24 protein-coding genes are annotated in these 25,268 nt (G+C 65.0%); 9 read left to right on the top strand and 15 right to left on the bottom strand.

What is annotated here, in order from left to right; all coding sequences use genetic code 11:
- Nucleotides 1-9: 9 nt before the first annotated feature.
- From HFP57_RS01770 to HFP57_RS01735, 8 genes are all read right to left on the bottom strand, one after another.
- Nucleotides 10-465, bottom strand: a complete 456-nt coding sequence (locus tag HFP57_RS01770; RefSeq protein WP_246263250.1) for a GspH/FimT family pseudopilin — start codon at nucleotides 463-465, stop codon at nucleotides 10-12.
- A gap of 103 nt (nucleotides 466-568) precedes the next feature.
- Nucleotides 569-1,036 (bottom strand): type II secretion system major pseudopilin GspG, encoded by a 468-nt coding sequence (gene gspG, locus HFP57_RS01765; RefSeq protein ID WP_176868155.1) that lies wholly within the window; start codon nucleotides 1,034-1,036, stop codon nucleotides 569-571.
- Between the two features lie 9 nt (nucleotides 1,037-1,045).
- Complete coding sequence (gene gspF / locus HFP57_RS01760) at nucleotides 1,046-2,287, bottom strand: type II secretion system inner membrane protein GspF (RefSeq protein WP_176868154.1); 1,242 nt, start codon at nucleotides 2,285-2,287, stop codon at nucleotides 1,046-1,048.
- A complete protein-coding gene (locus tag HFP57_RS01755) occupies nucleotides 2,280-3,761 on the bottom strand; it encodes a GspE/PulE family protein (protein ID WP_246263696.1) in 1,482 nt (493 codons plus the stop codon). Before HFP57_RS01755 ends, gspF begins: the two co-directional genes overlap by 8 nt.
- Nucleotides 3,762-3,859: 98 nt before the next feature.
- Nucleotides 3,860-5,995, bottom strand: coding sequence for a type II secretion system secretin GspD (gspD, locus tag HFP57_RS01750; protein WP_176868152.1), 2,136 nt, complete (start codon nucleotides 5,993-5,995; stop codon nucleotides 3,860-3,862).
- Complete coding sequence (locus HFP57_RS01745; protein WP_176868151.1) at nucleotides 5,992-6,861, bottom strand: type II secretion system protein N; 870 nt, start codon at nucleotides 6,859-6,861, stop codon at nucleotides 5,992-5,994. The genes gspD and HFP57_RS01745 overlap by 4 nt, the downstream gene beginning before the upstream one ends.
- 85 nt (nucleotides 6,862-6,946) lie before the next feature.
- Nucleotides 6,947-7,771: a prepilin peptidase gene (locus HFP57_RS01740; RefSeq protein WP_176868150.1), complete on the bottom strand. Its 825-nt coding sequence runs from the start codon at nucleotides 7,769-7,771 to the stop codon at nucleotides 6,947-6,949.
- Between the two features lie 6 nt (nucleotides 7,772-7,777).
- Nucleotides 7,778-8,269, bottom strand: coding sequence for an SH3 domain-containing protein (locus HFP57_RS01735; protein WP_176871096.1), 492 nt, complete (start codon nucleotides 8,267-8,269; stop codon nucleotides 7,778-7,780).
- Nucleotides 8,270-8,399: 130 nt separating this feature from the next.
- Here HFP57_RS01735 and HFP57_RS01730 point away from each other — a divergent pair, with 130 nt between their 5' ends.
- Both HFP57_RS01730 and HFP57_RS01725 read left to right on the top strand, forming a co-directional pair.
- On the top strand, nucleotides 8,400-9,389 hold the full coding sequence (locus tag HFP57_RS01730) for a 2-hydroxyacid dehydrogenase (RefSeq protein ID WP_176868149.1): 990 nt from the start codon (nucleotides 8,400-8,402) through the stop codon (nucleotides 9,387-9,389).
- A 44-nt stretch (nucleotides 9,390-9,433) separates the two neighbouring features.
- Complete coding sequence (locus tag HFP57_RS01725) at nucleotides 9,434-10,744, top strand: ammonium transporter (protein ID WP_176868148.1); 1,311 nt, start codon at nucleotides 9,434-9,436, stop codon at nucleotides 10,742-10,744.
- A gap of 3 nt (nucleotides 10,745-10,747) precedes the next feature.
- Here HFP57_RS01725 and HFP57_RS01720 read toward each other — a convergent pair whose 3' ends face one another.
- The 4 genes from HFP57_RS01720 to HFP57_RS01705 form a co-directional block, all read right to left on the bottom strand.
- The gene (locus tag HFP57_RS01720; RefSeq protein WP_176868147.1) at nucleotides 10,748-11,107 is read right to left on the bottom strand and encodes a hypothetical protein; all 360 of its coding nucleotides are present in this window, start codon (nucleotides 11,105-11,107) and stop codon (nucleotides 10,748-10,750) included.
- Between the two features lie 75 nt (nucleotides 11,108-11,182).
- Complete coding sequence (locus HFP57_RS01715; protein WP_176868146.1) at nucleotides 11,183-12,586, bottom strand: NAD(P)H-dependent flavin oxidoreductase; 1,404 nt, start codon at nucleotides 12,584-12,586, stop codon at nucleotides 11,183-11,185.
- A gap of 59 nt (nucleotides 12,587-12,645) precedes the next feature.
- The gene (locus HFP57_RS01710) at nucleotides 12,646-13,782 is read right to left on the bottom strand and encodes a glycosyltransferase (protein WP_246263249.1); all 1,137 of its coding nucleotides are present in this window, start codon (nucleotides 13,780-13,782) and stop codon (nucleotides 12,646-12,648) included.
- Nucleotides 13,779-14,639: an alpha/beta fold hydrolase gene (locus HFP57_RS01705; RefSeq protein ID WP_176868145.1), complete on the bottom strand. Its 861-nt coding sequence runs from the start codon at nucleotides 14,637-14,639 to the stop codon at nucleotides 13,779-13,781. The genes HFP57_RS01710 and HFP57_RS01705 overlap by 4 nt, the downstream gene beginning before the upstream one ends.
- Before the next feature lie 37 nt (nucleotides 14,640-14,676).
- On the opposite strand from HFP57_RS01705, the gene HFP57_RS01700 reads away from it, so the two are divergent.
- The 7 genes from HFP57_RS01700 (at nucleotide 14,677) to HFP57_RS01670 (ending at nucleotide 21,564) form a co-directional block, all read left to right on the top strand.
- On the top strand, nucleotides 14,677-16,074 hold the full coding sequence (locus HFP57_RS01700; protein WP_176868144.1) for a protein adenylyltransferase SelO family protein: 1,398 nt from the start codon (nucleotides 14,677-14,679) through the stop codon (nucleotides 16,072-16,074).
- Nucleotides 16,075-16,140: 66 nt separating this feature from the next.
- Nucleotides 16,141-17,571, top strand: a complete 1,431-nt coding sequence (astD, locus tag HFP57_RS01695) for a succinylglutamate-semialdehyde dehydrogenase (protein ID WP_176868143.1) — start codon at nucleotides 16,141-16,143, stop codon at nucleotides 17,569-17,571.
- 85 nt (nucleotides 17,572-17,656) lie between these two features.
- Complete coding sequence (cobA, locus tag HFP57_RS01690) at nucleotides 17,657-18,454, top strand: uroporphyrinogen-III C-methyltransferase (RefSeq protein WP_176868142.1); 798 nt, start codon at nucleotides 17,657-17,659, stop codon at nucleotides 18,452-18,454.
- Nucleotides 18,451-18,747 carry a DUF2849 domain-containing protein gene (locus tag HFP57_RS01685; protein WP_176868141.1) on the top strand — a complete coding sequence of 99 codons (297 nt, stop codon included), beginning with the start codon at nucleotides 18,451-18,453 and terminating at the stop codon, nucleotides 18,745-18,747. The genes cobA and HFP57_RS01685 overlap by 4 nt, the downstream gene beginning before the upstream one ends.
- A gap of 1 nt (nucleotide 18,748) precedes the next feature.
- Entirely contained in the window at nucleotides 18,749-20,383 is a 1,635-nt protein-coding gene (locus HFP57_RS01680) for a nitrite/sulfite reductase (protein ID WP_176868140.1), read from the top strand.
- Nucleotides 20,376-20,804, top strand: a complete 429-nt coding sequence (locus HFP57_RS01675; RefSeq protein WP_176868139.1) for a DUF934 domain-containing protein — start codon at nucleotides 20,376-20,378, stop codon at nucleotides 20,802-20,804. The genes HFP57_RS01680 and HFP57_RS01675 overlap by 8 nt, the downstream gene beginning before the upstream one ends.
- Nucleotides 20,794-21,564 (top strand): phosphoadenylyl-sulfate reductase, encoded by a 771-nt coding sequence (locus HFP57_RS01670; protein WP_246263248.1) that lies wholly within the window; start codon nucleotides 20,794-20,796, stop codon nucleotides 21,562-21,564. The genes HFP57_RS01675 and HFP57_RS01670 overlap by 11 nt, the downstream gene beginning before the upstream one ends.
- 120 nt (nucleotides 21,565-21,684) lie before the next feature.
- Here the strand turns inward: HFP57_RS01670 and gatB are convergent, their stop codons facing one another.
- From gatB to gatC, 3 genes are all read right to left on the bottom strand, one after another.
- On the bottom strand, nucleotides 21,685-23,181 hold the full coding sequence (gene gatB, locus HFP57_RS01665; RefSeq protein ID WP_176868138.1) for an Asp-tRNA(Asn)/Glu-tRNA(Gln) amidotransferase subunit GatB: 1,497 nt from the start codon (nucleotides 23,179-23,181) through the stop codon (nucleotides 21,685-21,687).
- A gap of 105 nt (nucleotides 23,182-23,286) precedes the next feature.
- Nucleotides 23,287-24,768 carry an Asp-tRNA(Asn)/Glu-tRNA(Gln) amidotransferase subunit GatA gene (gene gatA, locus HFP57_RS01660; protein WP_176868137.1) on the bottom strand — a complete coding sequence of 494 codons (1,482 nt, stop codon included), beginning with the start codon at nucleotides 24,766-24,768 and terminating at the stop codon, nucleotides 23,287-23,289.
- 124 nt (nucleotides 24,769-24,892) lie between these two features.
- A complete protein-coding gene (gene gatC / locus HFP57_RS01655; protein ID WP_176871093.1) occupies nucleotides 24,893-25,180 on the bottom strand; it encodes an Asp-tRNA(Asn)/Glu-tRNA(Gln) amidotransferase subunit GatC in 288 nt (95 codons plus the stop codon).
- Between the last annotated feature and the right edge of the window lie 88 nt (nucleotides 25,181-25,268).

The raw sequence follows: 25,268 nt of genomic DNA, 5'->3' as shown, positions 1-25,268 counted from the left end.
ATGCGAGGCTTAACCATCGACCCGGATCGTCCCGTCCGCCCCGATGGCGACGCTGACGCGGCTCTCGTCGCGCGCCAAGGTCACGTCCAGCGGATCGTTGAGACCGGTGGCGTCGAACACGATCCGGGTCCGCTCGCCGTCCTGCTGCGCGATTGTCACCGCAGTGTCCGCCGGCCATTGCCGGTCCTCGAAAGGCGGCCTGCCCATCGGCGTCCAACCCTCGCCGTCGTGCCGCTCGAAACCGTAGCCGGCCGGCGACACCCAGAGTGCCGTGTCCCGCATCTCGACGATAGCCGCTTCCTGCGCCGCATGGGCGCGCGCGGCGAAGGCCTCGCTCTCGTCGATAAGGCGGCCGCGCGGGTCGGGCATGACGAAAACGATGGCGGACGCCAATATACCCAGGATCACGAGCACGACCATCAATTCGGTCAGCGTGAAGCCCCGCTCCCGGGCCAACCCTACCATCCGTTTGGGTTGAGCCTGTCGAAGCCCTGTCTTTCTCTTCTTCAACGATGCAGAAAAAGGAGAACGACCCTTCGACAAGCTCAGGGAGGGCGGAGTTTTCATTTCACTGCCAGTTGCCGATATCTGCATTTTCCGCCTCGCCGCCCAATTGGCCGTCGGCGCCATAGGTGAAGATGTCGTAGGGGCCGCCGCTCTGCGCGCCCGGCATCGTATACTGATAGGGATTGCCCCAGGGATCGTTGGGCAGGCGGCGGATATAGCCGCCGCGGCGATAGCGCTGCGGCTGTGCGAGATCGCCCGGGGGCGTCACCAGCGCCTGCAGCCCCTGCTCGCTGCGCGGATAGGTCATATTGTCGAGCCGATACTGTTCGAGCGCGGATTCAAGCGTGCTGATATCGGCGCGCACCTTGGTGGCGTTCGCTTGATCGGCGGCCGGCAGCACGTTGATGACCACGACGGTGGCGAGCAGGCCGATGATGACGAGCACGACCATCAGCTCGGTCAGCGTAAAGCCTTCCTCGTCGGAGCGCTCTTTTTCGAGCTGGCGGTACAGGAGGCGAATAAGCGACATGATGAAACCCTATGCGACGGCTAAAGTGTTGAGCTGGAGAATGGGCAGCAGGATCGCGAGCACGATCAAGGTGACGATCACTCCCATAACGATGATGATCGCCGGCTCGAGCAGCGAGAGCATGGCGGAGGTGAAGGCGTCGAATTCGCGTTCGAGATAGTCGGCGGCGCGTTCGAGCATCACGTCCAGCTGCCCGGACGCCTCGCCGCTCGACGCCATATAGACGAGAAGCGGCGGGAAGATATCGGCCTTGCGCAGCGCCGCCGAGAGGCTGCCACCCTGACGCACGGCCTCGGCGACCTCTTCGGACGCTTGGCGCTGCGCGGCGTTGCGCACCGTCTTGGCGGTCAGGGTCAGCCCCTCGAGCACCGGTAACCGGCTGCCGATCATCGTCGCCAGCGTCCGCGCCATCCGCGCGGCATGGAGATCGCGGATCAGCCGCCCGAGTATCGGCAGGCGCAGCAGGCGCCGGTCGAAGCGCAAACGGAAATCGGGATTTTGCAGCGCGCGCCACAGGCTGAAACCGGCGAGTGCGAGAACCAGCAACAGCGCCCACCACCAATTGGCGAGAAAGTTCGAGAGGCCGATCACGATCCGCGTCAGCAGCGGCAATTGCTGCCCGACGCTGTCGAACTGTTCCACCACCTGGGGCACGACGAAGATCATCAGGGCGAAAACGACGGCGATGGCGACGATGGTCAGCATGATCGGATAGGCGAGCGCGGTCAGCACTTTTCCGCGGACTTCGGCCTGGCGCTCCTGCAGATCGGCGAGCCGGGCGAGGATGCTCGGCAGCGCTCCCGACCCCTCACCTGCTGCAATCATCGCGCGGTACAGTGGGGGGAAGCTCTTCTCCTCGCGTTCCATCGCGCGCGCCAGCCGCTGGCCCTCGACGACCCCGGCATGGACGGTTTCGAGCACGCGGCGCACGCGCTGCTTTTCCGCCTGCAGCGCGATCGTCCGCAGCGCTTCTTCGAGCGGGCTGACATCGACCAGGGTCGACAGCTGCCGGGTGAAGAGCGTCAGTTCCTTCGCCGACAGATGGTTGCGCAGTTCGATCGAGCGGCTGAGCAGCGGCGCGGTATCGTTGGCCGCCGCCTTTCGTGGTCCACCCGTGCCCGGCGCGATCCGGACGACATAGAGCCGCCGCGCATCGAGCCGCGCACGCGCCGCTTCGAGCGTCTCGCCATCGACCGTGCCGCGTTTCTCGCGGCCCGCCGTATCGAGGGCAAGATAATCGAAGCTAGGCATCGACGGGTTCGGGCTCCTCGATCCGTGAAATCCGCACCGCCTCTTCCGCGGTCGTCACGCCATCGCGCACCAGCGCGCGGGCGGCGGAACCGAGATTGGGCGCATGGAGATAGGCGTGGCGGGCGATCTGTGATTCGTCGCCGCCGGCATTGATCATCCGCCGGATATCGTCATCGATCCGTATGATCTCGAACACGCCCGTGCGGCCCTTGTAGCCGGTCTGGCTGCATTCCGGACAGCCCCGCGCTTCGAAAATCGGAGTCCCCGCATCGAAGCCGAGCAGGGCCGCAACCGCGTTCGACGCCTGCACCTGCTCGCGGCAATGGGGGCAGAGTTTGCGGACAAGGCGTTGCGCCACGACGGCGCGCAGGGTCGAAGCGAGCAGAAAGGGTTCGATTTTCATATCGCGCATGCGCGTAATCGCACCGACCGCATCGTTGGTATGCACGGTCGAGAGCACGAGATGACCGGTCAGCGAGGCCTGCACCGCGATCTCGGCCGTTTCGCGGTCGCGGATTTCGCCGACCATCACGACATCGGGATCCTGGCGCAAGATCGCGCGCAGCCCGGTGGCGAAATCGAGGCCGACCTTCGGATTGACCTGGGTCTGGCCGACACCCTCGATGGCATATTCGACCGGATCCTCGACGGTCAGGATATTGCGCGAGCCATCGTTGAGCAGCCGCAGCCCGCCATAGAGCGTCGTCGTCTTGCCCGATCCGGTCGGCCCGGTGACGAGGATGATGCCGTTGGGTTCGGCCATCGCTTGGCGGAACACGGTATCGACGCGCTCGGGCATGCCGAGTTCCTCCAGCCCGATGCCCGCATTGTCCTTATCGAGGATACGCAGCACCACACGTTCGCCGGCGCTGCTCGGCAGGGTCGAGACACGCACGTCGAGGAGCTTGCCGCCCAGAGTCAGCGAAATCCGCCCGTCCTGCGGAATGCGGCGCTCGGCGATATCGAGCCGCGCCATCACCTTGATCCGGCTGACCACGGTCGAGGCGGCATGCGGGGGCATGCGCAAGGTTTCCTGCAGCACGCCGTCCATCCTCATCCGGACGACGAGGCCCGTGTCATAGGGTTCGATATGGATATCCGACACGCCCTGCCGCGCCGCATCGGCGATGATGCCGTTGATCAGCCGGATCGCGGGTGCGTCGTCGGCGCTGTCGAGCAGATCTTCGGCGGTCGGGATGTCGCTCGCCAGCATGTCGAGATCGCCGAGCCCGCTCGCCGCGTCCGCCGCCGCCTGCCCGTCCACCGCATAGCGTTCGGAGAGGATCGTATCGAACCGCTCCGGCGGCACCATCTCGACATCGAAGGGCCGGCTCAGAAAGCGGCGCACCTCGAGCAGCGCGCGCGGATCCTCACCCTCGCGCAGCGCCACCCTGAACCGCTCGTCTTCCGGATCGCCGTCGAGCAGCGCCACGCCGAATTTCCGGGCGAAGCCATAGGGGATGTTGATCGCCATGCCGGGCAGCGGCGTCGCGTCGCCATCGGCGTCCGGAGCGGCCGCAGGTTCGGCAGGCGCCGCTTCAGGCTCGATCTCGTCGCCGCGCCGGATCTCGATCATGGCTGCGGCTCCTCCGGCTCGGGTACCGGAACCGGACGAACGGTCGAACTGCTCGTGCTGACGTCCGGCACGATGATGCTCGGATCGACCGGCGGCGGGTTCGCCGGCGGACGGCCGGGCGGCGTTACGCCCAGATATTGCCGGACGAGCGTGTCGATCCCGGGCTCGCGATCGGGATCGGCGAGAAACTGTCGGGCCCGAATATAGCCGTAGCGCCGCTCCATGACCGCGCGCCGGTCGTCGGCGCTCGACAATATGGTCGGCCGGATGAAGACCATCAGATTGGTCTTGGTGCGGGTCCGCGCGCGCGAGCGGAACAGCTCGCCGATGATCGGAATATCGCCGAGGATCGGGATCCGCTGGATCGTGCGCCGTTCATTGTCGTCGAGCAGGCCGCCGAGCGCGATGATCTCGCTGTCGTTGACCGTCACCGTCGTCTCGATCTCGCGCTTGTTGATGATGAGTTCGTTGAAATCGTCCGACACGGGGCCGGCGATCGAGCTGACTTCCTGCCGGATATCGAGGCGGATCGCGCCGCCCGCATTGATCTGCGGCCGGACCTCGAGCTCGATACCGACATTTTCGCGCTGGATCGTGCGGAAGGCATTGTCGAAATTGTCGGACAGCGCCTCGCCGGTCGAGATCGGGATTTCCTGGCCGACCAGGATGCTCGCTTCCTGATTGTCGAGCGTGGTGATCGAGGGCGTCGAGAGGACGTTGGAATCGGTATCCTCCTGCACGGCGTTGAGGATCGCGCCGAAGATCAGGTCCGAGCCGAGCTCGGACGCAAAGCCGAGGAAGCCGCCCCGCGCGCCGAGGATCGAACGCGCCGCATTCTCGCGCAGCAGATCGCCGACCGCCGAGTTGGTGGTCGTGGTGACGACATCGCCATTGATGACAGTCGTCGTCTGGTCGATCTCGTCGGCCAGCAGACCACCGGCAATGTCCAGGATGCGTGGCTGGACGTTCGAATAATTGGTGACGGCAAAGGGCGCATCCTCTCCACCGAACAGGAACTGCACGCCGAGCTCGCGCGCCGCCGCATCGGAAATCTCCACGATGATTGCCTCGACAAGGACCTGGTCGCGCCGCGTATCGAGCTGGCGCACAAGCTCGCCCAGGGTGCGCTGCATTTCGGGTGGCGCGGAAATGATGATCGCATTGGCGCCCTCATAACCCGTCACGATAACGCGCTGGCCCGGCCGCCCGCCCGCCGCTTCGGCGGAGCCGCCGCCGGACCCGCCTTCGCCCGCGTTTGGCGCGACCGCCGCGCTGGATGTCGATGCCGACACCGAACCGACTTGTCCCGTGACCCGTTCGAGTACCGGCAGGATTTGCCCGGCATCGGCGAATTCGAGGAAGATGACCCGGATCTCGGTTCCGCTCGCCGCGCGGGTATCGAGTTCGCGCGCCAGCGCTGCCATCCGGGCGACGGTCGCGGGATCCCCGCGCAGGACGAGCGAATTTGAACTGTCGACCGGAACCACCGACGCCGGGGACGGGCCCTCCCCGCCCGACACCAGCCCTTGCAGCGAAGCCGCGATCTCGCGCGCGCCCGCATTGTCGAGCGCGACGATTTCGCTCGCGCTGGAATCGACATCGACGCGATCGATCAGCGCCCGCATCCGGCGGACATTGTCGGCGAAATCCGCAATCACCAGCGAGTTGCCCGCCGTATTCGCGGTGATCGAGCCTTCCTGGCTGACCAGCGGCCGGAGGGTCTCGACGGCCGAGGCGGCCGGGACGTTGCGCAGGCGGAAAATCTCGGTGACGAAGGCGTTGTTGCCGGTCCGTGCGGTTCCGACCGCGCCCGGCTGCCCGGCTGCGCTCGCGGTCGATTGGATGCGCAGCGCGCCGCCCGCCGTCGGTATGGCGACCAGCCCGTTGGCCCGCAGGGTCGACAGGAAAACCTCGAAATATTCGGACTGGGAGAGCGGCCGGTCGGTCACCACGGTCACGGTGCCGCTGACCGACGGATCGATCACGAAGGTCCGCCCCGTTACGCGCGAGGCGTCCTGGATGAAGGCGCGGACATCGGCATTGCGCAGGTTCAGCACATGCTGGGCGCCAAGCGGCGCGATCGGCGTCGCCAGCATCGCCATCGCGGCAAGAACGGTCGTTATCTTTTTCATTCACCCACCCTTGCGCGAAACGACACCGTTTCGCCATTGCGCTCCACCTGGACGAAGCCGTCCCCGGCGCCGAGATTGCGGGCGAAACTGACCGCCTGCCCCATATCCTGTATCCGCTCGCCGTTGATCGAGACGATCACGTCGCCGGGCTGGAAACCCGCGGCGTTCAACGCCGCCGCGCTATCGCCGCTCGGCTGCAGCACTATTCCCGTGAGCCGGTTGCCCTCGCGGCGCGGCGAAATCTGGGTCCCCGCCGCCAGCGCCGCCGGCGTAACGGTTTCGACCGCCGGGCGACGGCTTTGCGCCGCGGCGCTGCCGCCCGGTGCGGCACCCGGCCTGGCCGCATTGTTCCGTGCGGGGCGCGCGGCGGATCGCGCCGGTGGCGACGCACCGCCCGACTGATCGAGGAAAATCTGTTCGCTCGCGCTGTTGCGCGAGATCGTCACGAAGTCGAAGCCGACCGACTCCAATGTCACACCGGGCATCAGCTCATCGCCGACGAGGAAGCTGTCCTGCTCGCCATTCGGCAGCGCGATGATCGCCGAGCCGCGGCCGCTCGCTTGGTCCTGCCGCACGCCGAACAGGCTCAGGTCGAGATCGGTGACGACGACCCGCGCATTGCCCTCCAGCCGGAAAAAGGGATCGAAGGTCTCGAAGAGCGCCATGTCGGGCGCGGAGAGCGACGGGACGCCGGCATCGCTGCGCCAGTCGCCGATCGGTCCGACCGGCGTCGCGATCGCCCAGACGAGTCGCGCGCATTGAACGGCCAGCACGGAGAGCAGCACGATCTCCAGCACGGTGAACCAGGTTGTTCGCGGTAGCCGTCTCAGCAGGAGCTGGGCACGGGCATCGAGCGATAGGCGCATGTATAAATCCCCGAAACACGCCCGCTAGGCGTTGAGTGTTACACCGCGATGACGGCTTTTATGACAATTCAGTGACATGAGCGAATCACAAAAGGTGCAAAAATGTCGCAAGCGCGTCGCGAGCCAGCCAGAGCGGCCAGGCGGCAACCGCCAGAAACGCGCCGAAAGGCAGGCGATCGGTCGCCCGGATCGATACGCCGCGCAGCCGCGCCGCAACCGCCGCGAGAAGCCCCGTCGCGCTGGCCAGCAATAGGACGAACGGCAGCATCGGCCAGCCGAGCCAGGCGCCGATCGCCGCGAGCAGTTTCGAGTCGCCGCCCCCGAGCCCGTCCCGACCGCGCAGCGCGCGATAGGCGATATTGATCGCGACGAGCAGCAGGAAACCGGCCGCCGCGCCGATGAGGGCGTCGGCCAGGCTTGGCGTTCCGGTCAGCCAGGCCGAGCCGAGCCCCAGACCGACCAGCGGCAGCGTCACCCGGTCGGGCAACCAGAAGTGCCGGATATCGAGTGTCGCCAGCAGCAACAGTACCCAGCCGAAGATCGCGCCCGCGAAACCGTTTACGCCCGGATAGAGCGCCAACGACAGGCCGCCGATCAGCGCGGCCGCCAATTCGGTCAGCGGATGGACGGGATCGATCTGTGCGCCGCAGACCCGGCAACGGCCGCGTCGCATGACGTAGCTCGCCAGCGGAACAAGGTCGGCCCAACCGAGCGCCCGGCCGCACCCGTCGCACCGCGAGCGTCCGCGCGACGCCGGCTCGCCCCTGGGCCAGCGCAAGGCGAGCGTCGCGAGATAGCTGCCGATGATCGCGCCGAGCAGCGCGCCCGCGCCCAGCCGCCATGCCAGTGGCAGACCGGCCCATGCTTCGATCACATCGGCGACGGTCGCGCCGCCGCCACCGGGCACCATGCCGCCCTAGTCGTCGACACGCTCGTCATCCTCGATCCCGTAGAGATGTCGGGTTTCGACAAAGCCGCTGCGCCCCCGCACATCGAATTCGCACCAGCCGCGTCGGCAGCTGCGGATGCGGCCCACGACGCCCGGCTCGGCCCGGTAGCGGATCTGCGCGCCCTCCTGCGGCGTCTCGCGCATGGGGTGGATATCGTCGATGATCATCGCCGTGCGGTCGGCGCTCAGGAGATTGACGAGCATCCAGCCCTGCGTGCCGTCGGGGTCCTCGATCTTGCGCCAATTCTCGTAGACCTCGACCACCCGGACCGGGAGCCCGGCGCGCTGATAGAGCCAGCTGATCGGAAAATTGCGGCCCGGCCCGGTCCGCATCCGGGCCTGCCCGGCCGAGATCGAGGCCCAGTAGGGCGTCTCGCGCGCCTGCGCCCATGCGCCATCGGGCACGAACAGCAGCGCCAGCCCGATCATCACCGCCATCAATCGCACGCCATTGCGCATATTGTGCACCGCCCCTCTGTCGACGGCCCCTCCTGGGAAGGTCCGTACCCGTCTCTAAGCAAAGCCCGGTCAAGGCTTCAACCCGCGATCCGCTTGACGCATCGCGACGCAGCCTGCAATTCACGTCGCGATGCCGCAGATCGAACGCCCGAAAACCATCGTCACCCGCACGCTTCCCGATCAGGTCGAGGCGCGGATGGCCGAGCTGTTCGATGCGGAATTCAATGCGGACGATACGCCGATGTCGGCCGACCAGCTGAAAGACGCCGTCGCGCGCGCCGAAGTCTTCGTGCCGACGGTTACCGACGATATCACGGCGGACATACTCGCGAGCGCCGGGCCGCAGCTGAAGCTGATCGCCAATTTCGGCGTCGGCGTCGATCATATCGACCTCTCGGCCGCGCGCGCCGGCGATATCATGGTCACCAACACGCCCGGCGTGCTGACCGAAGACACCGCCGATATGGTGATGGCCCTGATCATCTCGGTGCCGCGCCGGCTGGCCGAAGGCGAGAAATTCGTCCGCGCCGGCAAATGGAAAGGCTGGGCGCCGACCGGCATGCTCGGCCACCGGGTCAACGGCAAGCGGCTCGGCATCGTCGGCATGGGCCGGATCGGCCAGGCGGTGGCGCGGCGGGCGCGCGGCTTCGGGATCCAAGTCGACTATCACAACCGTCATCGGCTTCCGGAGGCCGTCGAGCAGACGCTCGAGGCGACCTGGCGCGAGGATATCGACGACATGCTCGCCGATATCGACATCCTCTCGATCAACTGTCCCTACACGGCCGAGACCCATCATCTGCTCGACGAGCGCAGGCTCGGCCTGCTCGGCAAGGACGTCTACGTGATCAATGCGGCACGCGGCGAGATTATCGACGAGGAAGCGCTGACCGACGCGCTCGAAAAGGGCGCGATCGCCGGAGCCGGGCTCGATGTCTACGAGAACGAACCGCATATCGGCGATCGCCTGCTCGCGCTCGACAATGTCGTGCTGCTGCCGCATCTCGGCTCGGCGACCTTCGAGGGGCGCGAGGCGATGGGCGACAAGGTAATCGCGAATATCCGCATCTGGGCAGACGGCCATCGTCCGCCGGACCAGGTGCTCGAAGGCTGGGCCTAACCGACCGGAGTTCAATCCGGCGCACGAAAGACAGGGGAGCGAACATGCACAGGATTTGGAACGGGATCGCTGCTGCGATTCTTGCCTCTACAGCCACCGGCGCTGCGCACGCTCAGCCCGGCTTCCCGCCCGCCCCCGTGGTTGTCAATTCGGGCGATACGGCCTGGATCCTGACGGCGAGCGCACTCGTCCTGCTCATGACCCTGCCCGGCCTCGTGCTCTTTTACGGCGGGCTCGTTCGCACCAAGAATTTCCTGTCGGTCGTCATGCAGTGTTTCGGCATCTGCTGCGTCGCGTCTCTGATCTGGGTAACGATCGGCTACAGCCTGGTCTTCAGCGAAGGTGGCGCCTTTGTCGGCGGCACCGGCCTCGCCATGCTGTCCGGGCTCGGCGAGGTGTTTCCCGGCACGACCATTCCGGAATCGAGCTTCGTCCTGTTCCAGATGACCTTCGCGATCATCACCCCCGCGCTGATGGTGGGCGCCTGGGTGGAGCGCGCGCGTTTCGGATGGGTCATGGTGTTCACGGCGCTCTGGCTGCTGGTCGTCTACATCCCGGTCGCCCACTGGATCTGGGGCGGCGGCTGGCTGGCGGCGCTCGGCGCGCTCGATTTCGCCGGCGGCATCGTCGTCCATACGACGGCCGGCTTTTCGGCGTTGGTCATCGCCCTGCTGCTCGGCCGCCGCGGCGGTTTCCCCAAAAAGCTGATCCCGCCGCACGGCGCCGCGCTGACGATGACGGGCGCCGCCCTGCTCTGGGTCGGCTGGTTCGGCTTCAACGGCGGTTCCGGCCTGGTCGCCGATTTCGGCGCGGGCTCCGCGATCCTCAACACCCATGTCGCGGCCAGCACGGCCGCGCTGACCTGGGCGGCGATCGAGAAGATACGGTTTGGCAAATCGACCGGCATCGGCGTCGCGACCGGCGTCATCGCCGGCCTCGCGACGATCACGCCGGCGGCCAATGTCGTCGGGCCGGGCGGCGCGATCCTGCTCGGCCTGCTCGCCGGTATCATCTGCTTCGGCGCGGTCGGCCTGATCAAGCGGCGGTTCGCGATCGACGATTCGCTGGACGTCTTTGCGGTCCATGGCGTCGGCGGGATGCTGGGCGCCGCGATGCTGGCGATCCTGATGGCCGAGGGGCTTGGCGGCACCGGCTATGCGCCGGGCGTCACCATGACGAGCCAGCTCGTCAGCCAGCTCACCGCGATCGGCGTCGTCGCGCTCTGGTCGCTCGTCGCGACGGCCGGGCTCGCCTGGATCACGGGCCTCGTTTTCCCGATGCGCGCGACCGAGGAGCAGGAGCAGGAAGGCCTCGATCTTTCCCAGCACGGCGAAAAGGCCTGGGACTGGGAGTAAGCGTCAGCCGCTGAAAAAGGCGCGCCAGGCCGCGAACAGCAGAAATGGCAGGCCGATCAGATCGACCAGGGCGATCGTCCGCAGCGACACCGGCTGCCCGGCCGACCAGTAGATGCCGAGAAAGCTGAGCATCGAGACCGCCGTTGCAACGGCCGCCAACCGGCGCACGTCCGATTCCGCAGCGGCCCAGATGCAGATGATCAGCACGACGGCAAACAGCGCCGCGCGGTGATGGAGCAGCGGAAAGACGGATGAGCCCGCCTCCACGCCGTAAAGCCGGGAAATCATCGACGGCATGAAAAAGGCGATGCCGGGCAACAGATGCACCAACGCCAATACGACCCAAGCGATACGATCGACCATCTACCCTCCCGATCCTTGGGACGGTTTCACGCATTCCGGGAAGCGTCGCAATTACCTCGCGGGTAAACGCTCCGGTCAGTCGCCCGTCTGGATGCGTTCGACCAGCTGCTTCACCGTCGGCACGAATCCGTTCGAATAGAAGGGATCGGTCCTGAAGTTGAAGGCGTTATGGCCGGCGAACATCAGGTTGTGCTCCATCGGCCCGCCATGGACGATGTCCTGCAGCGTCTTCTGGATGCAGAAGGAGCGCGGATCGGCGAGCCTGCCGGTCGTGTAATTGTCCTTGTCCTTCCAGGACGAGAACTGGCACTGGCTGAGGCAACCCATGCAATCGGCCTGGTCCTTGCGGATCAGGGCGGCTTCTTCGGCGGTCACGAACACCAGCGTGTTGTCCGGCGTTTTCAGCGCCATGGCGAAGCCCAGCGCATCCCATTCGCGCGCACGCAGCAGATCGCCGCGCGTTACCCAGAAATTCTTGCCCTTCACGCCGACATCGAGCTGATATTGATGGTCGCCAGCCGCTTCGCGCGAGAACGCGATCTGTCGTTCAGACCGCGCCTCAAGATTCTGCAGGAACTCATTGCGAACGGCGGAGGAATAGAATCCCGTCGGCGAGAATTTGTGGAGCAGGATATCGCCCTCTTCGAGCGTCGTCAGCGTGTCCTTCCACGCTTGCGGGATCGGGCTTTCCTGCGTCAGCAGCGGACGCGTCCCGTACTGGAAGGTGATCTGGCCGAGCTCGGGATTGTCGATCCAGTGATCCCAGTCCCTCAGATACCAGACACCGCCCGCCATCACGATCGGCAGGTCGTCCGAAATCCCTTCGGCGCGCATCGTATCGCGCAGCGCCTTGACGCGCGGATAGGGATCTTCGGGTTTCAGCGGATCTTCGGCGTTGGAGAGACCGTTATGCCCGCCGGCCTTCCACGGATCCTCATAGACCACCGCGCCCAGCCATTCGGCCGCTTTCGAGTAAGCGCGCTTCCACAGCGCCCGAAAGGCGCGGGCCGAACTGATGATCGGCAGATAATGGACCTGGTAGGACGCCGCGATCTCGGACAGCTTGTATGGCATGCCCGCGCCGCAGGTCACGCCCGCGACGAGACCCCTGGTCTTTTCGAGAACGCCGTGAAGCACATCCTGCGCGCCGCCCATTTCCCAGAGTACGTTGATATTGATCGCGCCCTTGCCGCTCGCGATGTCGAACGCGCGGCGCACCTGCTCGACCGCGCCGTCGATCGCATATTGGATCAGCTCCTCGTGCCGGTCGACGCGGCGCTTGCCGTGATAGATTTGCGGGATCACCCGGCCGTCCGCATCATAATTGTCGGCATTGACGGCGGATACCGTCCCGATACCGCCTGCTGCGGCCCATGCGCCCGAACTCATATGATTGGTAGCGGCGACCCCTTTGCCGCCTTCGATCAGCGGCAGTACTTCGCGACCGCCATAGTTGATGGCATTTAGACCCTTGAACATAGAAACTCCGACCCCGTTTCACCCGCATATAGGGGCTTTTTGGGGACGATGCGAACTATTTACTCACCCGTCAGCAACCGGCGATTTCCGAGCGCTTCGCCATAAAGCGCGGCATAAGCCCCAATCATGCGGCCTTCGCCATATTCGGCCCGCGCTTTTTCGCGGTTCGCCGCGCCGATCGAATCGCGGTTCGCGGCGTCCGTCACCAGCCGTTCGAGAGCGGCCCGCAGATCGCCATCGCCGGACCCGATGAGCGGTTTGTTCTGGTCCGAGACCATAGTGGCGACATCACCGACCGCGGGCGATGCGACCGGCAGACCAGACGCCATCGCTTCGACGACCGAAATCGGGAACTGCTCGCTGCGCGAAGACAGCGCGAAAATGTCGAAATTGCCGACATAGCGCCAGGGCCGGTCGAGAAAGCCGGCCAGCAATACCCGCTCGGCGATACCGCAACGCGCGGCCTCCGCCTCGATCGCAGCGCGCTCGGGCCCCTCGCCCACGATCACGAGCCGGACATTTTCCGGCAGCGCCGCAACCGCGCGCACCAGCCGCGGCAGGTCCTTCACCGCGCGCAAACCGGCGATCGTTCCGACGATGATCTCATCGAGCCGCCGCGTGAGACCAGGAATGGCATCGGCCTCGGGCGGAGCGGCGTATCGCTCGACCGGAATACCATTGGCGATCTGCTGCACGCGATCTTCGGGTTGTTTCCACACGGAACGGGCGATGGCGCGGAGCCGATCGGACGGCACGACAAGCTTGTAGAGAGTGGGAAAGGCCAGCCGCCGGAAAACCGATCGCTTCGTTTTCAGGCGATCCGCCTCGTCGGCATTGAACCCGTCTTCATGATGGATGATCGGCGGCAAGCCCGCTCCGAACAGTCGATGGGCCATCACCCCGTCCATCGCGCCCCAATTGTAGCTGAGCACGAGATCGAACCGGCGCATATAGTCGGCCAGCGCCCGGTACCGGCCCAGGCCAGGCTTGCCCGCCAGCGACGGCGCGTCGGCGGGAAAATCCGCGACGACGGACGCGTCGATGGCCTCGCGCGCGCCCAGCTCATCGGGCATCGCGCTCAGTATCGTGTGCCGCGCGCGGCCGCCAAAGGCGTTCATCAGGCGGACAGCCCGGGCCTCTTTCCCGCCCAGCGAAAATGTCGAATGGAGATGGAGGATCCGGGCCGGTTCGCTCACGCCCGCACGCGCTCCAGCAGTGCATCGATCGCGGCTTCCGCTTCGGGCTCGTTGAGCACGGGCGCATGGCCGACATCGGGCACGGTCGCGATTGCGAGATCGGGCTTGCGCCGCTGCATCTCCTGCGCGGTCGCTTCCGACAGGATTTCCGAATGGCCGCCGCGCACCAGCGCCGTGGGCACGCCGTTCAGGCCGGCAAAGGCCGTCCACATGTCGAAACCGGCCTCGCCGCCCGGCACGCGAAACGGTTCGGCGATCCGCATGTCGTAATCATAGCCGATCCGGCCCGAGGGCTGGACCTTGCACAGCCGTTTGGCCATCGCGAGCCAGTCGGCCAGCGCCCATTTCGGATAGACGTCGCCAAAGCCGGTTCGCAGCGTCCGCGCAGCGTGCAGCCAGGTCGGGAAAGTGCCGCCCTTGCCGACATAGCCGCGGATCCGCTCGACTCCCTCTTCCTCGATGACCGGCCCGATATCGTTGAGCAGCACGCCCGCCAGCCGCTCCGGATTCGTCGCCGCCTGCAGCATCGTGATGATCCCGCCGAGCGAGGTGCCGAAGGCGACATAGCGGCTGATGTTCAGGCTCGTGAGAAACGCCTCGACATCCTGGACATAGGTGAGCGGCACATAGGTCATCGGGTCGGTCGCATAGGCGCTTTCGCCGCGCCCGCGCATCTCGAGCACATGGAGCGGCCAGTCGCCGGCCAGCCGGTCGGCCACCGGTTCCCAGTCCCGCGCATTGCGGGTCAGGCCGTGCAGGCACAGGATCGGCGGCTTGTCGTCCGGCCCGTCATAGGCGCGATAATGCAGGCGCAGCCCGTCATTCGACCACCAAACTCCGTCGCTATAGTCCGCCACGCTTGCGTCCTCCCCTTGGAGCCCCCCATATCGGACCATGTCGATTTTGCCGCAAGCTTCAACTTACCGTCCCGAAACCGCGATCCACGAGCTGGGTGCCGATTTTTACGATCCGGTCGAGGCCGCACAATTCCCGCAACACGTCCTCCGCTTCCGCAACGACCGCTGGGCGGAGACGGTTGGGCTGGCCGGCCTGAGCGACGAGCAGTGGATCGCCCATTTCGGGCGGTTCGAACCGCTGGACGGTTCGCTCCAGCAACCGTTGGCGCTCCGTTATCACGGTCACCAGTTCCGCAGCTACAATCCTGAAATCGGCGACGGCCGCGGCTTTCTCTTCGCCCAGATGCGCGACGGCGCGGATCGGCTGATGGATCTCGGCACCAAGGGATCGGGCCAGACGCCCTATAGCCGATTCGGCGACGGACGGCTGACCTTGAAGGGCGGCGTACGCGAGATCCTCGCCACCGAAATGCTCGAAGCGCTGGGCGTCGAGACCTCCAAGACATTCTCGCTGATCGAAACCGGCGAGGCGCTGGAGCGCAACGACGAACCCTCCCCCACCCGCTCCTCGGTAATGGTCCGGCTCAGCCACGGCCATATCCGGATCGGCACTTTCCAGCGGCTCGCGACCCTGCGCGAACCGGAAAATATGAAGACGCTCATCGCCTATTGCCTCAAACATTATTTCGGCGAGGAAGCGGCAGAGGATGGTCCGGAAAAACTGCTCGCCCATGTCGTCGCGGGCGGCGCCAGGCTCGCGGCCTCCTATATGGCGGCAGGCTTCGTCCATGGGGTCCTCAACAGCGACAATATCGCGATCACGACCGAGAGCTTCGATTACGGCCCCTGGCGCTTCACGCCGAACTGGGAACCGGGCTTCACCGCCGCCTATTTCGACCAGACCGGTCTCTACGCGTTCGCGCGCCAGGCCGAGGCCATCCACTGGGACATCGCCCAGCTTGCCGTCTCGCTGCGCCTGATCGAGGAAGCCGAGCCGCTGATCAAACTGATCGAAGGCTTTGGACCGCTCTATCAGGACGCCTATCGCGAGAGCATGCTGGGCCGGCTCGGCGTGGAATCCCGAAGCCGGAAAGAGGATGTCGCGCTGCTGACCGCCATCGAAAAGGCGCTCCGGGAGTCCGACGTCACGATCGACCGTTTCTTCTTCGACTGGCGCGGCGGGCAGAGGCGCGGCGGATCACCCGCCGATCCGGCCTATGACGATGACGCTTTCGCCGCCGTGGCCGAGGCGATGCCGGCCTATCGCGCGGCCTCGCCCCGTCACGCCTATTGGTCGGACCCCGATCCCTGTTCGATGCTTATCGAGGAAGTAGAGGCGATCTGGTCGCGAATCGACGAGGCCGACGACTGGCAGCCGCTCACCGCCAAGGTCGAGGGCATCCGCCGCATGGGGGAAGCTATGCAGGGCCACTGAACCCCGCTATCTGGCGTGCTAGCGGCGTACCAGTGGGGGCATCGTCGCTCATCGTGAAGAGTTGATATGTCTGTTACTGATTCCATCATTTCCACCAATCCGGCCACCGGCGAGACCATCTGGGAAGCGCCCGTCGGCGATGCCGATGCCGAGGTGACGGCGGCGCGCGGCGGATGGGCCGGCTGGGCCTCGCAATCGAGCAGCTATCGGATCGAAACGATGCGGCGCTTCGCCAATATCGTCCGCGGCAAGATCGACGAGTTTGCCGCACTCATTTCCCGCGAGACCGGCAAGCCGCTCTGGGAGGCGCGCACCGAAGTCGAAGCCGTCGTCGCCAAGGTCGATATTTCGGCCGAGGCCTATTTCGAGCGGACGCCCTCGCGCAAGAAGGAGGGCGCGCTCAGCGAACAGAATGCGCTGCGCCACAAACCGCATGGCGTGCTCGCGGTACTCGGCCCGTTCAACTTTCCCGCACACTTGCCCAATGGCCACATCGTGCCGGCGCTGATTGCGGGAAACGCGATCGTCTTCAAGCCATCGGAGAAGACTCCGGCGGTCGGCGAGTTCCTGGTCGGCTGTTATCGCGAAGCCGGGGTACCGGAAAATGTCGTTCGCCTGCTCATCGGCGGTCCCGAACAGGGCAAGAAGCTCGCCGGGCATGAGGGTATCGACGGGCTGCTCTTCACCGGTTCGGTCCGCGGCGGCCTCGCCCTGCACCAGCAGTTCGGCCCGCGGCCCGACAAGATCCTGGCGCTCGAACTGGGCGGCAACAACCCGCTCGTCGTCTGGGACTCGCCCGATATCGAGGCGACAGCCGCGATCGTCGTCCAGTCCGCCTATATGACGGCCGGCCAGCGCTGTACCGCGGCGCGGCGGCTGATCGTCGAGGAGGGCCAGCACGAGCCGCTGATCGAAGCGGTCTGCAAGATCATCGATCGGATGATCATCGGTCCGCCCGATGCCGACCCCGCCCCGTTCATGGGCTGCGTCATCGACAACGAATCGGCCGAAGCCGTGACCGACGGTTTCCTCGACCTGATGATGAAGGGCGGCAACCCGATCGCCCATCTTCGGCGTGTCGAGGACGACAAGCCCTTTCTGACGCCCGGCCTGATCGACGTGACGAGCGTGGAGCGGCGCGCAGACGAGGAAATTTTCGGACCGCTGCTGCAAGTCGTCCGCGTCCCCGATTTCACCAGCGCGCTGGTGGAGGCGAACAATACGCGGTTCGGCCTTTCGGCTTCGCTGCTCAGCGGCTCGCCGGACCTCTACAACCGGTTCTGGGCCAATATCCGCGCTGGCATCGTCAACTGGAACAAACCGACCAACGGCGCCTCCTCGGCATCGCCCTTCGGCGGCATCGGCTTTTCCGGCAATCACCGGCCCAGCGCTTATTACGCGGCCGACTATTGCGCCTATCCGGTCGCTTCGGCCGAAGCGCCCGCGGTGCGCGCGTCGATCGCCGTCGGCCTGAAGGATCCGGAAGCGGAAGTCTGACGTCCCGGAGCCCGCAAAGCTCAGCTAAACTCCGGACAAGCAACCATGCTTTGTTCGGGAAGGCCGGTTTGGCCATGTTGCGGTCATGGAAAGTTCGCACGACAATCTGGCTTCCGAGAACGCCGGAAAGGTGTTGCTCGTCGGCGCGGGTCCCGGGGATCCCGACCTGCTGACGCTGCGCGCCGCGAGGGCGATCGCGACGGGCGATATCGTCGTGCACGACGGACTGGTCGATCAGCGGATACTCGATCTGATACCCGCGGCCACGCCGCGCATTTCGGTCGCCAAGAAGCGCAGCCGGCATACGGTACCGCAGCCCGGCATCAATGCGCTGCTTGTCGAGAAGGCTTCGGAAGGACTGACCGTGCTGCGCCTCAAGGGCGGAGACCCATTCATTTTCGGACGGGGCGGCGAAGAAGCCGAATCGCTCCGCAAGGCCGGGATCGCCGTAGAAATCGTTCCCGGCATATCCGCCGCGCTCGGCGCTGCCGCGGAGGCAGTGCTCCCCCTCACCCATCGCGAGGCGTCGAGTGCGGTTACTTTCGTGGCGGGCCAGTGCAAGGGCCTGTCGGACCAGAACTGGTCGGGCCTTGCCGGCACCGGCCGGACGCTGGTTATCTATATGGGCGTCGCGACGGCGGCGGACATTGCCGACAAGCTGATCTCCGATGGCGTTTCGCCGTCCATGCCGGTCGCGATCGTGGAACGCGCGACGCTTCCCGGTGCCCGGGCGATGCGCAGCCTGCTAGCCGATCTCGGCGGGCTCGTCGAGCGGGAGCGGGTCGCGAGCCCGGCCGTAATCATCGTCGGCGAAGTGGTCGACCGGTCGCTGGCCGAGGATCGGCTGGTCGCGCTGGCCGAGAATGCGGAGAAATTGGCATGAAGATCCTGACCGGCAACGACCTCAAGACCGGCGATGTCGTCTGGTGGACCGGCTATGACTGGTCCCGTCATGTGTCCGACGCAGCCGAATTGCATGACAATGCGCCGGACGTGATGGCGCGCGAGATCGCGAAGCGCGCCGTCAACGATTGCTATCTGGTCGATGCCGAACGCACGGACGACGGCATCCTGCCCGTCCATATCAAGGAAAAGGTCCGCGCGACCGGCCCCACGGTCCGCCCCGATCTCAAAATCGCGCCGCCGGATCCGGCTGCCGGAAACTGGGTAATCTGACATGTATAAATATGATTCCTACGACCAGGAGATGGTCGACACGCGCGTCGCGGAGTTTCGCGACCAGGTGGAGCGCCGCCTCGCCGGCAAGCTTACCGAGGACCAGTTCAAGCCGCTCAGGCTGATGAACGGCCTCTATCTGCAGCTGCACGCCTATATGCTGCGCGTCGCCATTCCCTATGGCACGTTGTCGAGCGCACAGATGCGGATGCTCGCCCATATCGCGCGCAAGTACGACCGCGATTACGGGCATTTCACGACCCGGCAGAATATCCAGTATAACTGGATCAAGCTGGAAGAGACGCCGGACCTGCTCGCCGATCTCGCCTCGGTCGAAATGCACGCGATCCAGACCAGCGGCAATTGCATCCGCAATATCAGCTCGGACCAGTTTGCGGGCGCGGCAGCCGACGAGGTCGCCGATCCCCGCCCCTATGCAGAGCTTCTGCGCCAATGGTCGAGCTTCCACCCGGAATTCTCGTTCCTGCCGCGCAAGTTCAAGTTCGCCGTCATCGCGTCCGACGAGGATCGCGCCGCGATGCGCCTCCACGACATCGGCATCCAGATCGTCAAGAACGAGGATGGCGAAATCGGCGCGCGCTATTATGCGGGCGGCGGCATGGGCCGGACCCCGATGATCGCCCCGCTGATCCGCGATTTCGTACCGATCGGCGAGCTGGTCAGCTATGCCGAGGCGATCATGCGCGTCTACAATCGCTACGGACGCCGCGACAACAAGTACAAGGCGCGGATCAAGATCCTCGTCCACGAGATGGGCGCGGAGAAGTTCATCGAGGAAGTCGAGGAGGAGTTCACCCACCTCCAGGGTCAGAATATCGACGCACCGGCCGCCGAACTCGAGCGCATCCTCTCGCATTTCGAGGACCCCGCTTTCGAGACCGGGCTCAGCGACGACATCGACCGCTCCGATCCCGATTTCGCGGTCTGGCTCGACCAGAATGTCAGCGCGCACAAACAGCCCGGCTATGCGATCGCGACGATCAGCCTGAAGCCGGTCGGCGGCATCCCGGGCGATGCGAGCGCCGCGCAGATGGAAGTGATGGCCGATCTCACCGAACGCTACAGCTTCGACGAATGCCGGGTGACGCATGCGCAGAACATCGTTCTTCCGCATGTCCGGAAGCAGGATCTCCATGCGCTCTGGCAGGCGCTCGTCGAGGCCGATCTCGCCAGCCCCAATCTCGACCTGATCAGCGATATTATCGCCTGCCCGGGGCTCGATTATTGCAGCCTCGCCAATGCGCGCTCGATTCCCGTGGCGCAGAAGATCGCCAAGCGCTTCGCCGATATCGACCGGCAGAAGGAGCTGGGCGAGCTCAAGCTCAAGATTTCGGGCTGCATCAATGCCTGCGGCCATCATCACGCCGGCCATATCGGTATCCTGGGCGTCGACCGGAAAGGCGTCGAGAATTACCAGCTGCTGCTCGGCGGATCGGGGGCGGAGGATGTGAGTCTTGCCAAGATCACGGGCCCGGGTTTCGATGAGGACGGGATCGTCGATGCGATCGAGAAGGTCACCGACGTCTATGTCGAGGCGCGCGAGGACGGCGAACGCTTCGTCGATACCTATCGCCGGCTCGGCATGGAGCCGTTCAAGGAGGCGCTTTATGGCTGATGTCCTGCGCTTCCGCGACGACGAGCCGCATGAAGAGCCGGCCGTGACGCTCGATGGATTCCTCGATCAGTCCAACGCGACCGCGGTGCGGCTCGAGGATGGCGAGGATGCGCGCCAGCTCATCCCCTATCTCGACCGGCTCGCCCTGATCGAGATCGGCTTTTCCGTTTTCGGCGACGGGCGCGGCTATTCTGCCGCCCGGATATTGCGCGAACATGGCTATACAGGCGAACTGCGCGCGCAGGGCGATGTGCTTGTCGATCAGCTTGCGTTCATGCGGCGGTGCGGATTCGACAGTTTCGCACCCGAAAAACCGCTCGATCCCGCAGATACGGAAACCGCGCTTTCGCGCTGGAGTAACGTGTACCAGGAGGCAGCCGATGACCGCAGACCAATCTGGAGCAGACGACATGGCCAGTAACGCCGCCCGCGCACTCGACATGATCGATGCGCGCCCACGTTATACGCAGGCCGATGCCGACGCGCTGAACGCGCGGTTCGAGGGCGTCGACGCGCAGACCATGCTGCGCGCGCTATTCGCGGAAGACGAGCTCGGCGAAATAGCGGTCGTCTCCTCCTTCGGTACGGAAAGCGCGGTGCTGCTGCATCTCGTCGCCAAGGCCGATCCCGCGATTCCGGTCGTCTTTGTCGACACGCTGAAGATGTTTCCCGAAACGCTCGACTATCGCGAAACCCTGATCGAGGCGTTCGGCATCAAAAACGCATCCGTCGTGACTCCCGATCCCGAGGTTCTCGCCGAGAAGGACGAGAATGAACTGCGCTGGTCGTTCGATCCCGACGGCTGTTGTGCGATCCGCAAGGTCGAACCGCTGGCCCGCGCCAAGGAAGGGCTCGATGCCTGGATCTCGGGCCGCAAGGCATTTCAGTCGGTGACTCGCGAGAATATCGCGCGCTTCGAAGTGGAAGACGGTCGCCTGAAGCTCAATCCGCTCGGCGACTGGGTGAAGGCCGATCTCGACGCCTATTTCGAAGAGCATGACCTGCCCCGCCACCCGCTCGAGGCCGAAGGCTATCTCTCGGTTGGCTGCGCGCCCTGCACCAGCAAGGTCAAGCCGGGCGAAGATCCGCGCGCGGGCCGTTGGCGCGGCTGGGACAAGACCGAATGTGGCATCCACACGCCCGTCGATCCGGACGATCCCGCGAACCAGCCGTTTTTCTAAGGACTCGCGAATTTAACGAAAATCGTCACCCTGAACTTGTTTCAGGGTCCACTGCTCCACAAACACGGTCATCGCATGATGACAGGTGGATGCTGAAACAAGTTCAGCATGACGAGGTTATCAGCCCAGCGCCTTCCTCAACAGCTCGTTGACGACCTTGGGATTCGCCTTGCCGCCCATCGCCTTCATCGTCTGGCCGACGAAGAAGCCGAACAGCTTGTCCTTGCCGCCGCGATATTCCTCGACCTTGTCGGCATTCTCTTCGAGCACCTCGGCGATGACCTTTTCGATCTCGCCGGTGTCGGACGTCTGTTTGAGCCCCTTCTCCTCGACGATCTTTTCCGGATCGTCGCCGGTCTCGAACATGATCTCGAACACCTGTTTGGCGAGCGGGCCGGAGAGCGTGCCATCGGCGACGAGCGCCAGCAGTTCGGCGCCCTGCGCCGCGCTGATCGGCGATTTCTCGAGCGACACGCCGGCCTTGTTGAGTCCGCCGAACAGGTCCGAAATCAGCCAGTTGGACGCGGCCTTGGCGACATCCGCCTCGGGCTTGCCCTGCTTCTTGGCGCTTTCGGCGAGCAATGCCTCGAACCAGCGCGCCGTCTCCGCCTCGGCGGTCAGCACGGCGGCGTTGTAGGCGCTGAGTTCCAGCTCCTTTTCGTAGCGATGCCGCTTGGCGTCGGGCAGTTCGGGCAGGCTCGCACGCGCTTCTTCGACAAATTCCTCGGAGAGCTCGATCGGCAGCAAATCCGGGTCCGGGAAGTAACGATAGTCATGCGCATCTTCCTTGGAGCGCATCGAGCGGGTTTCGCCCTTGTCCGGATCGAACAGCCGGGTTTCCTGCACCACCGTCCCGCCATCCTCGATCAGATCGACCTGGCGGCGCGCCTCGGTCTCGACCACCTGCTGGATGAAGCGGATCGAATTGACGTTTTTCGTCTCGGTCCGGGTGCCGAAATCTTCACCAACCTTGCGCACGGAGACGTTCACGTCGGCGCGCATCGAGCCCTGCTCCATATTGCCGTCGCACGAGCCGACATAGCGGAGAATCGATCTCAACTTCCGGACATAAGCCCCTGCTTCGGCAGGCGATCGCATGTCCGGCCGCGAGACGATTTCCATCAGAGCCACGCCCGATCGGTTCAAATCGACATATGACATGGTGGGATGCTGGTCGTGCATCAGCTTGCCGGCATCCTGTTCGACATGGATGCGCTCGATGCCGATCGTCTTGACCGTTCCCTCGGGGTCCTTTTCGTCGAGCGACACTTCGATCTCGCCCTCGCCGACGATCGGGTGGAAAAGCTGCGAAATCTGATAGCCCTGCGGCAGGTCGGCGTAGAAATAATTCTTGCGGTCGAAGCGCGACCAGCGGTTGATCTGCGCATTGAGCGCGAGCCCCGTCCGCACGGCCTGGCGCAGGCACTCGCCGTTCACGACCGGCAACATCCCCGGCATCGCCGCATCGACGAGCGACACGTTACAATTGGGCTCGTTACCGAATTCCGTAGACGCGCCGGAAAACAGCTTGGCGTTGGACGTGATCTGCGCATGGACCTCGAGGCCGATCACGACCTCCCAGTCGCCGGTGGCGCCTTGGATTCGATAGTCAGACATTCACATTCCGTTCGGGCTGAGCCTGTCGAAGCCCTGCCCTTCTAGCAAAAGAAAAGTACGACCCTTCGACAAGCTCAGGGTGAGCGGATGTCGTGAAAGTCCGTCTCACCACCATTTCTCCGCACGATGGGTGAATCCGGCCCGCTCCTCGAGCGCCAGCCCGGCATTCATCACTCCCTGCTCGTCCAGCGCTTTGCCGATCACCTGCAGGCCGAGCGGTAGGCCCTGATGATCGAGCCCGCCGGGAACGGCGATCGCAGGCAGTCCGGCCAGCGAGCTCGGCACAGTGAACACGTCATTGAGGTACATGGCGATCGGATCGTCGCTCAGATCGCCGAGCCCGAACGCAGCGCTCGGCGCGGTCGGCGTCAGCAGATAATCGCAGCTTTCCCAGGCCCGGTCGAAATCCTGCGCGATCAGGGTCCGGACCTTCGCCGCCTGCGTGTAATAGGCGTCATAGAAACCGGCGCTCAGTACGTAGGTGCCGATCATGATGCGGCGTTTCACTTCGTCGCCGAAACCGGCGGCCCGCGTCGCGGCGTACATTTCCTGCAGGTTCGCGCCCTCGGGCAGCTTGCGCAGGCCGTAGCGCACGCCGTCATAGCGCGCGAGATTGGCCGAGGCCTCGGCCGGCGCGATGATGTAATAGGCCGGCAGCGCGTATCTGGTGTGCGGCAGCGAGACGTCGACGATCTCCGCGCCCGCATCGCGCATCCATTCGACACCCTGTTTCCACAGCGCATCGATTTCCCCGGGCATATCGTCGACGCGATATTCCTTCGGGATGCCGATCTTCTTGCCGGTCAGATCGCTGCTCAGGCCCGCTTCCCAATTGGGCACCGGCTCATCGAGCGATGTGGAGTCCTTGGGATCATGGCCCGCCATCGCTTCGAGCAGGATCGCGCAATCCTTTACGCTGCGCGCCATCGGGCCGGCCTGGTCCAGCGACGAGGCGAAGGCGACCATCCCGTAGCGCGAGCAGCGGCCATAGGTCGGCTTCATCCCGCAAATGCCGGTGAAGGCGGCGGGCTGGCGGATCGAGCCGCCCGTATCGGTACCCGTCGCGGCGGGCACGATATGCGCGGCGATCGCCGAGGACGTGCCGCCCGAGGATCCGCCCGGCGACATCGGCGTGTTGCCGCCGTCATTGCGTTTCCACGGCGAAACCACATTGCCGAAATAGCTGGTCTCGTTGGACGAGCCCATCGCGAACTGGTCCATATTGAGCTTGCCGAGCATCCCCGCGCCCGCACCCAGCAGATTGCCGGAAACTGTGGACTCGTAGGGCGGCACGAAACCTTCGAGGATATGGCTTCCCGCGGTCGACTGAACGCCGTCGGTGCAGAACAGGTCCTTGATGCCGAGCGGCACGCCAGAAAGCGGTCCGGCATCGCCCGCAGCAAGCGCGCGATCCGCTTCTTCCGCCGCCTCAACGGCCTTTTCGGGCGTCGTCACGATGAAGCAGTTGAGCGCCTCGGCGCCGGCAACCGCGTCATTGAACGCATCGGCCACTTCGCGCGCGGAAAACGCCCCGCCGCGGAACCCGTCGCGGATGTCCGCAACGCCCAGATCGGTAATGTCGGTCATGCGTTGGCTCCGTCATTGCGAGGAGCGAAGCGACGAAGCAATCCAGGGCGGTTGGCGACGGCGCATGCGGATCTGGATTGCTTCGCTACGCTCGCAATGACGACAGGATGGACAATCTGCATCACTATTCGATCACCTTCGGCACGGCGAAAAAGCCGTGTTCGGCGACCGGCGCATTGGCGAGGATATCGTCGCGCTTGTCGCCGTCGGTCACCACATCCTCGCGCATCCGGGTATGGTTCTCGATGACGACCGCCAGCGGTTCGACGCCGGACGTATCGACTTCGCCCAGCTGCTCGACCCAGCCGAGGATATTGTTGAGTTCGGGCTTGAGGCGCTCGGCCTGTTCTTCGCTCATCGCAATGCGGGCGAGGCTCGCGATGCGGAGCACGGTTTCGGTATCGACGGACATGGCCGCGCGGCTAGCATCGCCCTGCCTTTCCCGCAAGCGCGTATAACGCATGTTCGGCGCTCTGCCGTTGGCCTTTCGCACAGCTTGT

The organism is Parasphingopyxis algicola, assembly GCF_013378075.1.
Classification (GTDB): domain Bacteria; phylum Pseudomonadota; class Alphaproteobacteria; order Sphingomonadales; family Sphingomonadaceae; genus Parasphingopyxis; species Parasphingopyxis algicola.
Note: the sequence above shows the minus strand (reverse complement) of the source record. Positions and strands in the feature narration are given on the sequence as shown.

Excerpts from the sequence above, each read along its gene's own strand:
- HFP57_RS01770 (WP_246263250.1), bottom strand. The coding sequence starts at position 465 with ATGGTAGGGTTGGCCCGGGAGCGGGGCTTCACGCTGACCGAATTGATG.
- gspG (WP_176868155.1), bottom strand. The coding sequence starts at position 1,036 with ATGTCGCTTATTCGCCTCCTGTACCGCCAGCTCGAAAAAGAGCGCTCC.
- gspF (WP_176868154.1), bottom strand. The coding sequence starts at position 2,287 with ATGCCTAGCTTCGATTATCTTGCCCTCGATACGGCGGGCCGCGAGAAA.
- HFP57_RS01755 (WP_246263696.1), bottom strand. The coding sequence starts at position 3,761 with ATGGCGATCAACATCCCCTATGGCTTCGCCCGGAAATTCGGCGTGGCG.
- gspD (WP_176868152.1), bottom strand. The coding sequence starts at position 5,995 with ATGAAAAAGATAACGACCGTTCTTGCCGCGATGGCGATGCTGGCGACG.
- HFP57_RS01745 (WP_176868151.1), bottom strand. The coding sequence starts at position 6,861 with ATGCGCCTATCGCTCGATGCCCGTGCCCAGCTCCTGCTGAGACGGCTA.
- HFP57_RS01740 (WP_176868150.1), bottom strand. The coding sequence starts at position 7,771 with ATGGTGCCCGGTGGCGGCGGCGCGACCGTCGCCGATGTGATCGAAGCA.
- HFP57_RS01735 (WP_176871096.1), bottom strand. The coding sequence starts at position 8,269 with ATGCGCAATGGCGTGCGATTGATGGCGGTGATGATCGGGCTGGCGCTG.
- HFP57_RS01730 (WP_176868149.1), top strand. The coding sequence starts at position 8,400 with ATGCCGCAGATCGAACGCCCGAAAACCATCGTCACCCGCACGCTTCCC.
- HFP57_RS01725 (WP_176868148.1), top strand. The coding sequence starts at position 9,434 with ATGCACAGGATTTGGAACGGGATCGCTGCTGCGATTCTTGCCTCTACA.
- HFP57_RS01720 (WP_176868147.1), bottom strand. The coding sequence starts at position 11,107 with ATGGTCGATCGTATCGCTTGGGTCGTATTGGCGTTGGTGCATCTGTTG.
- HFP57_RS01715 (WP_176868146.1), bottom strand. The coding sequence starts at position 12,586 with ATGTTCAAGGGTCTAAATGCCATCAACTATGGCGGTCGCGAAGTACTG.
- HFP57_RS01700 (WP_176868144.1), top strand. The coding sequence starts at position 14,677 with ATGTCGATTTTGCCGCAAGCTTCAACTTACCGTCCCGAAACCGCGATC.
- astD (WP_176868143.1), top strand. The coding sequence starts at position 16,141 with ATGTCTGTTACTGATTCCATCATTTCCACCAATCCGGCCACCGGCGAG.
- cobA (WP_176868142.1), top strand. The coding sequence starts at position 17,657 with ATGGAAAGTTCGCACGACAATCTGGCTTCCGAGAACGCCGGAAAGGTG.
- HFP57_RS01685 (WP_176868141.1), top strand. The coding sequence starts at position 18,451 with ATGAAGATCCTGACCGGCAACGACCTCAAGACCGGCGATGTCGTCTGG.
- HFP57_RS01680 (WP_176868140.1), top strand. The coding sequence starts at position 18,749 with ATGTATAAATATGATTCCTACGACCAGGAGATGGTCGACACGCGCGTC.
- HFP57_RS01675 (WP_176868139.1), top strand. The coding sequence starts at position 20,376 with ATGGCTGATGTCCTGCGCTTCCGCGACGACGAGCCGCATGAAGAGCCG.
- HFP57_RS01670 (WP_246263248.1), top strand. The coding sequence starts at position 20,794 with ATGGCCAGTAACGCCGCCCGCGCACTCGACATGATCGATGCGCGCCCA.
- gatB (WP_176868138.1), bottom strand. The coding sequence starts at position 23,181 with ATGTCTGACTATCGAATCCAAGGCGCCACCGGCGACTGGGAGGTCGTG.
- gatA (WP_176868137.1), bottom strand. The coding sequence starts at position 24,768 with ATGACCGACATTACCGATCTGGGCGTTGCGGACATCCGCGACGGGTTC.
- gatC (WP_176871093.1), bottom strand. The coding sequence starts at position 25,180 with ATGTCCGTCGATACCGAAACCGTGCTCCGCATCGCGAGCCTCGCCCGC.